Below are 6,683 nucleotides of genomic sequence, written 5' to 3'. Positions count from 1 at the left end.
CAGCCGCTGCTGGGGGGGGTGCCCCCTGTTCGTGCCGGCCGGGGGAGGTGGCACAGCCCGGCGTCAGCGGGGTGCCGCTGCGCCCACCCGTGCCGCCCCAGCGGCACGACTGCCCGCAGCGGGTGCGGGAGCGCTGCCCGCAGGGGGTCGGGGTGTGCTGCCCGCAGGGGGTGCGGGTGTGCTGGCCGTGAGGGCGGCGGGGGTGTTCGCGGGGTTACAGGTTGCCGCGCTTCTCCTGTTCGCGTTCGATCGCCTCGAACAGCGCCTTGAAGTTGCCCTTGCCGAAGCCCATCGAGCCATGCCGTTCGATGAGTTCGAAGAACACCGTCGGACGGTCCTGGACCGGCTTGGTGAAGATCTGCAGCAGGTACCCGTCCTCGTCCCGGTCCACGAGGATCTTCAGCTCACGCAGCGTGTCGACCGGCACCCGCGTCTCACCGGCCCACTCGCCGAGGGTGTCGTAGTACGAGTCGGGGGTGTCCAGGAACCGGACGCCGGCCGCGCGCATCTGCCGCACCGTCTGCACGATGTCGTTGGTGTTCAGCGCGATGTGCTGCACGCCCGCACCGCCGTAGAACTCCAGGTACTCGTCGATCTGCGACTTCTTCTTCGCGATGGCGGGCTCGTTGATCGGGAACTTGACCTTGAGCGTGCCGTCGGCGACCACCTTCGACATCAGCGCGCTGTACTCGGTCGCGATGTCGTCGCCCACGAACTCCTTCATGTTCGTGAAGCCCATGACCTTGTTGTAGAACTCGACCCACTCGTTCATCCGGCCGAGCTCGACGTTGCCGACGCAGTGGTCGATGGCCTGGAAGGACCTCCCCCAGCCTTCGGCCGGGAGGTGCCCCCAGGCCGGGGGCTCGACGATCGGGTCGGCGGCGACGTAGCCCGGCAGGTAGGGGCCGTCGTAGCCGCCGCGCTCGACCAGCGTGTGGCGGGTCCTGCCGTACGTGGCGATCGAGGCCAGGACGACGGTGCCGTGCTCGTCCTTCAGCTCGTACGGCTCGGCGACGGAGCGGGCGCCGTGCTCGACGGCGTAGGCGTACGCGGCGCGCGCGTCCGGGACCTCGATGGCGAGGTCGACGACACCGTCGCCGTGCGCGGCCACGTGGTCGCTGAGGAAGGCGCCCCACTCGGTGGACTGCTTGATCACCGACGTGAGGACGAAGCGGGCGGAGCCGCTCTCGAGGACGTAGGCGGCGGTCTCGCGGTTGCCGTTCTCCGGTCCGGAGTAGGCGACCAGCTTCATGCCGAAGGCGGTGGAGTAGTAGTGCGCCGCCTGCTTGGCGTTGCCCACGGCGAAGACGACCGCGTCCATTCCCTTGACCGGGAAGGGGTCGGCCTGCCGGGCGGTCGCTTCGGGAGTGTGGTCTGTGGTCTGCGTCATAGGGGCAGGGTGGGCCAGCTCTGCAAGGTGCGCAATAGTTTGCCTGTTCACTGGGCAATGTGTTCAGACGGATGCCCGCCTGCTCGGGCTTTCTGTACAGGATGACCATCGGGGAGGCCGGTATGGCGATCGATCATCTGGACGGGCGGATCATCCTGCTCCTGGCGCGTGAGCCGCGGATCGGGGTGCTGGAGATGTCCCGCCGGCTCGGGGTGGCCCGCGGGACGGTGCAGGCCCGCCTCGACCGGCTTCAGTCGAACGGAGTCATCCGCGGGTTCGGTCCCGAGGTGGATCCGGCGGCCCTCGGCTACCCGGTCACGGCGTTCGCCACGCTGCAGATCCGGCAGGGTCAAGGGGCCGATGTACGGGCGCACTTGACGGGTGTGCCGGAGGTGCTGGAGCTGCACACCACGACCGGCACCGGGGACATGATGTGCCGGCTGGTGGCACGCTCCAACGCCGATCTCCAACGGGTGATCGACCGCGTGGTCGGATTTGATGGCATCGTCCGGGCCTCCACGGCGATCGTCATGGAGAATCCCGTTCCGCTGCGGATCATCCCGCTGGTGGAGCAGGCCGCGCTCGGCGAGTGACCCGACCTGGCCGAGCTGGGGTGAGCCGTTGTGAACTTCTGGGAGTACCTGGGGAGCCGGCATCAGCAGATCCTCGTCGACGCCTACCAGCACGCCAGTGTGGTGTTCCAGTGCATGGTGGTGGCGACGCTGCTCGGTGTGCTGATCGGGGTGGTCACCTATCGCAGCGAGTGGGCGGGCAACCTCGCCACGACCGCCACCGCGACCCTGCTCACCATTCCCGCACTGGCCATGATCGGTCTGCTGATCCCCGTGGTGGGGCTCGGGGTGCCGCCGACGGTGATCGCGCTGACGCTGTACGGGCTGCTGCCGATCGTGCGGAACGCGATCGTGGGCCTGCGCGGGGTCGATCCGTCGCTGGTGGACGCGGCCAAGGGGATCGGGATGTCGCGCCTGGCCCGGCTGGCGCGGGTGGAGCTGCCGCTGGCCTGGCCGCCGATCCTGACCGGGATCCGGGTCTCGACCCAGATGCTGATGGGCATCGCGGCCATCGCCGCCTTCGCCTCCGGTCCCGGCCTGGGCAATCTGATCTTCCGCGGGATCGCCTCGCTGGGCAGCTCGAACGCGCTGAACCAGGTACTGGCGGGCACGCTCGGCATCATCGTCCTCGCTCTGCTGTTCGACGCCGCGTACGTGCTGATCGGCCGGCTGACCATTCCCAGGGGGATCCGTGCCTAGTTCCGTCGCCGATTCCGTACCCGGTCCCGGTACGTCCGGGACACCGTCCCGGACGGTCGGCGCCACCATCGAACTGGAGGGGCTGACCAAGCGGTACCCGGGCAGTGCGCTGCCGGCCGTCGACAACGTCACCATGGAGATCAAGGAGGGCGAGACGGTCATCCTCGTCGGCCCGTCGGGCTGCGGGAAGTCCACCCTCCTGAAGATGATCAACCGGCTGATCGAGCCGACGGGCGGCCGGATCCGCATCGGCGGCGAGGACGTCACCGACATGGACCCGGTGCGGCTGCGCCGGAAGATCGGGTACGCGATCCAGGCGAGCGGACTGTTCCCGCACATGACGGTGGCGCAGAACGTCGCCCTGGTGCCGAGGATGCTGCGCTGGCCGGCCGCCCGGGTGCGGACGCGGGTCGAGGAGATGCTGGACCTGGTCGGTCTGGACCCGGCCGAGTTCCACGGCCGCTACCCGCGTCAGCTGTCCGGCGGTCAGCAGCAGCGGGTGGGCGTCGCGCGGGCGCTGGCGGCGGATCCGCCGGTGCTGCTGATGGACGAGCCGTTCGGGGCGGTGGACCCGATCACCCGGGACCACCTCCAGGACGAGCTGATCCGGCTCCAGCGGGAGCTGCACAAGACGATCGTCTTCGTCACCCACGACTTCGACGAGGCGATCAAGCTCGGCGACCGGATCGCGGTGCTGCGCGAACGCTCCCACATCGCCCAGTTCGACACCCCCGAGGCGATCCTCACCAACCCCGCCGACGACTTCGTGTCGGGTTTCGTCGGGGCGGGCGCGGCGCTGAAGCGGCTCAACCTGACCCGGGTGCGGGACGTGGGGATCACCGGCTACCCGACGGTGAGCGTCGACGACCCGCTCCAGGAGATCTTCGCCAGGCTCCGCTCCGGCGGCACCAACGAGGTGCTGGTGCTCGACAAGCGGGGCCGCCCCTACAAGTGGCTGCGGCGCGGCGACATGATGCGCGCCAAGGGCTCGCTGGCCCGGGCGGGCGCGCTGGTGCACGACACGGTGACCCAGGACGCGACCCTGCGGGACGCGCTGGAGGCGGTCCTGACCGACAACACCGGCCGGGTTCCGGTCACCGGGCGGCGCGGCGCGTACGAGGGTGTCGTGGACGTGGAGACGCTGATGAACTCCGTACACGAACTGCTGGAGGCGGACCGGCTGGAGGCGCGGGAGACGCAGGCCGACCTGCAGGAGCAGCGGGCCTCGCAGACGCACGCCGAGCAGGAGGGCTTCGGAGGGGCGGCGAAGGCGTGAGGACCTCTTCCGGGCGCCGGCCCGAGGGCGAGCACGAGGTGAAGGGGCTGGCCTTCCGGGACGAGGGCGGCGGCTCGTCCGACGACCACACCGAGGACACTCCCCCGCCCCGGGCGGCCGGGCGGCCCCGGATGACCTGGCAGAAGCTGACGTTCCTGCCGGCGGTGCTGATCGCCGTACTGCTCGCGACCTGGCTGTGGTTCGAGCAGGCGGACCTCGACGCGCTCACCCGGAACGCGCTGTCGGACGGGCAGGTCTCCAAGGCGCTGTGGCAGCACATCGAACTCACCGCGATCTCCACGTTCTTCGTGCTGATCATCGCGATCCCGCTGGGCATCCTGCTGACCCGTCCGAGGTTCCGCGGGGCCACTCCGGCCGCGATGGCGTTCGCCAACATGGGCCAGGCCACCCCGGCGATCGGTCTGCTGGCGCTGCTGGTGATCTGGCTGGGCATCGGCCGCAGGGCCGCCCTGATCGGCATCATCGCCTACGCCGTGCTGCCGGTGCTGTCCAACACCATCGCCGGGCTGAAGGCCAACGACCCGACGCTGCTGGAGGCGGCACGCGGGATCGGCATGTCCCCGCTGGGCGTGCTCACGCGCGTGGAGCTGCCGCTGGCCGTTCCGCTCGTCCTCGCGGGGGTGCGTACGGCGCTCGTCCTGAACGTCGGTACGGCGACCCTGGCGACGTTCGGCGGGGGCGGCGGGCTGGGCGTGCTGATCACCACCGGGATCACCAGTCAGCGGATGCCGGTGCTGATGGTGGGCTCGATCCTCACGGTGGCGCTCGCGCTGCTGGTCGACTGGCTGGCCTCGCTGGCGGAACTGCTGCTGCGGCCCCGGGGTCTGGAGGCGGGGCAATGAGCCGTCCGGTCCGGCGTACGCGCCCGTTCCCCCGTCCACTGTCCCGTCCGCCTACCCGCCCGTTCCCGCGTCCGTTCCCGCGTCCGTTCCCGCGTCCGCTGCCTCGTCTGCGTGCGCTGCTGGCCGGGGCGCTGCTGCTGACGGCCTCGGGCTGCGGCCTGACCAGCGGTTCACCCATGGTCGACGACGTGGGACCCGGCTCGATCGGCCGGGGTGAACCGCTGGAGGGCGCGAAACTCACGGTCACCTCCAAGGAGTTCACCGAGCAGCTGATCCTCGGGGCGATCATGGGCATCGCCTTCCAGGCGGCCGGCGCGGAGGTCGTCGACCGGACCGGCATCCAGGGCTCGGTCGGCTCCCGGGAGGCCGTGGTCAGGGGCGAGGCGGACGCCGGGTTCGAGTACACGGGCACGGCGTGGATCACGTACCAGGGCAACAGCAAGCCGATCCCCGATCCGCGCGAGCAGTGGCTGGCGGTGCGGGACGCGGACGTGAAGAACGGGGTGACCTGGCTGGAGCCGTCGGAGCTGAACAACACCTACGCCCTCGCCATGAGCCAGGCTAACTTCGAGAAGTACGGCACGCGGACCCTCTCCGACGTGGCCGCGCTGGCGAAGTCCGACCCGGGCGCGGTGACGCTGTGCGTGGAGGGCGAGTTCGCCAACCGCGCGGACGGGCTGCCCGGGATGGAGAAGACGTACGGCATGAACATCCCGGCGGGCAACGTCACGCAGATGGACACCGGGATCATCTACACCCAGGCGGCCAAGGGCGCCTGCACCTACGGCGAGGTCTTCACCACCGACGGGCGCATCAAGTCCATGAACCTGGTGGTGATGGAGGACGACAGGAAGTTCTTCCCCAACTACAACGCGGCGCCGACGGTCAACTCCGACACCTTCGAGAAGTGGCCGGCCATCGCCGAGGTCCTCGCCCCGGTCACCGAGAAGCTGGACAACAACGTGGCGCAGACGCTGAACGCGAAGGTGGACGTCGACGGGGAGGACCCGCACCAGGTGGCGCTGGACTGGATGGTGGAGGAAGGGTTCGTCGAGGAGAACTGACCGGGGCGGAGGCCTCCGGGCGCTGTCTAGCAGCTCGGGACCCTGCCCGTGCCCTTCTCCAGGTTGACCAGCGCCTCCACGGCGCCCCCGAGGGTGGTGACCGGGATCAGGCGCAGGCCCTCGGGGAGTTCGGCCCGCGCGTCGGCGCACTCCGCCCCGGGGACCAGGAAGACGGTGGCGCCGTCACGCTTGGCCGCCTGGGTCTTCAGGGGGACGCCGCCGACCGCGCCGACCGTGCCCTTCTCGTCGATCGTGCCCGTACCGGCGACGACCCGGCCGCCGGTGAGGTCGCCGCCGCTGCCGTCGCCGTCCAGCTTGTCGACGATGCCGAGGGAGAACAGCAGGCCGGCGCTGGGGCCGCCGACGTCGGCGAGCCTCAGGGTGACGTCGATGCCGTCGTCGTCACGGTTCAGGTAGTTCAGCGCGGCCCTGGTCGCCTCGTCCTGGGACGCCTTCATCTGCTTCCGGTTGTACTGCTCGATCTCCTTGACGTTGTCACCGCTGGGGTAGACGGCGTCGCGGGGCATGACCGCCTGGTCGGTGCTGAACCAGCTGTCGATCACGTCCGGGAGCCCTACGCGGGTGCCCGGGGAGGTCGCCTCGATGGTCGTCATCCGCAGCTGCCCGCTGGTCTCCCGTACGGGGGCGCCGGAGATCGTGATGACCTGCGTCCCCTTGTTCTCGCCGAGCACGTCCGCGGTCATACCGGGCTGCGCGACGGAGAAGGGCAGCGGGGCGAGGGCGGCGGTGGCCAGCAGGGCCGCGACGGGCACCGCCAGGACGGCGAGGGCTTGGGGACGCGTGAGGCGGGAGAGCACG

General features: G+C 70.3%; 8 protein-coding genes. 6 read left to right on the top strand and 2 right to left on the bottom strand.

Annotated elements, in window-relative coordinates; all coding sequences use genetic code 11:
• A partial coding sequence (locus B9S61_RS41635) for a hypothetical protein (RefSeq protein WP_219819943.1) occupies positions 1-191 on the top strand: 191 nt, incomplete at its 5' end.
• A 23-nt stretch (positions 192-214) separates the two neighbouring features.
• Here the strand turns inward: B9S61_RS41635 and hppD are convergent.
• Positions 215-1,390 (bottom strand): 4-hydroxyphenylpyruvate dioxygenase, encoded by a 1,176-nt coding sequence (gene hppD / locus B9S61_RS22545; RefSeq protein ID WP_103543897.1) that lies wholly within the window; start codon positions 1,388-1,390, stop codon positions 215-217.
• 122 nt (positions 1,391-1,512) lie between these two features.
• Between hppD and B9S61_RS22540 the strand changes: the two genes are divergently transcribed.
• From B9S61_RS22540 to B9S61_RS22520, 5 genes are read left to right on the top strand one after another with little or no spacing between them, the layout of a single operon-like run.
• Positions 1,513-1,983: an Lrp/AsnC family transcriptional regulator gene (locus B9S61_RS22540; protein ID WP_103543899.1), complete on the top strand. Its 471-nt coding sequence runs from the start codon at positions 1,513-1,515 to the stop codon at positions 1,981-1,983.
• 30 nt (positions 1,984-2,013) lie between these two features.
• Complete coding sequence (locus B9S61_RS22535) at positions 2,014-2,661, top strand: ABC transporter permease (RefSeq protein ID WP_103543896.1); 648 nt, start codon at positions 2,014-2,016, stop codon at positions 2,659-2,661.
• Positions 2,654-3,937: a betaine/proline/choline family ABC transporter ATP-binding protein gene (locus B9S61_RS22530; protein ID WP_103543895.1), complete on the top strand. Its 1,284-nt coding sequence runs from the start codon at positions 2,654-2,656 to the stop codon at positions 3,935-3,937. The genes B9S61_RS22535 and B9S61_RS22530 overlap by 8 nt, the downstream gene beginning before the upstream one ends.
• A gap of 38 nt (positions 3,938-3,975) precedes the next feature.
• Positions 3,976-4,800, top strand: coding sequence for an ABC transporter permease (locus tag B9S61_RS22525; protein WP_374936236.1), 825 nt, complete (start codon positions 3,976-3,978; stop codon positions 4,798-4,800).
• Entirely contained in the window at positions 4,797-5,864 is a 1,068-nt protein-coding gene (locus B9S61_RS22520) for a glycine betaine ABC transporter substrate-binding protein (RefSeq protein WP_103543893.1), read from the top strand. The genes B9S61_RS22525 and B9S61_RS22520 overlap by 4 nt, the downstream gene beginning before the upstream one ends.
• A gap of 26 nt (positions 5,865-5,890) precedes the next feature.
• On the opposite strand, the gene B9S61_RS22515 is transcribed toward B9S61_RS22520, so the two are convergent.
• Positions 5,891-6,682 carry a S16 family serine protease gene (locus B9S61_RS22515; protein WP_103543892.1) on the bottom strand — a complete coding sequence of 264 codons (792 nt, stop codon included), beginning with the start codon at positions 6,680-6,682 and terminating at the stop codon, positions 5,891-5,893.
• Position 6,683: the final 1 nt, after the last annotated feature.

This window comes from Streptomyces sp. SM1, assembly GCF_002910825.1.
GTDB classification, from domain to species: Bacteria; Actinomycetota; Actinomycetes; order Streptomycetales; family Streptomycetaceae; genus Streptomyces; species Streptomyces okerensis.
The sequence above is the reverse complement of the archived record's forward strand: the minus strand, read 5'-3'. Positions and strand labels throughout refer to the sequence as shown.

Bases quoted from the DNA above. Each gene is read 5' to 3' on its own strand.
- hppD (WP_103543897.1), bottom strand. From the start codon at position 1,390: ATGACGCAGACCACAGACCACACTCCCGAAGCGACCGCCCGGCAGGCC.
- B9S61_RS22540 (WP_103543899.1), top strand. From the start codon at position 1,513: ATGGCGATCGATCATCTGGACGGGCGGATCATCCTGCTCCTGGCGCGT.
- B9S61_RS22520 (WP_103543893.1), top strand. From the start codon at position 4,797: ATGAGCCGTCCGGTCCGGCGTACGCGCCCGTTCCCCCGTCCACTGTCC.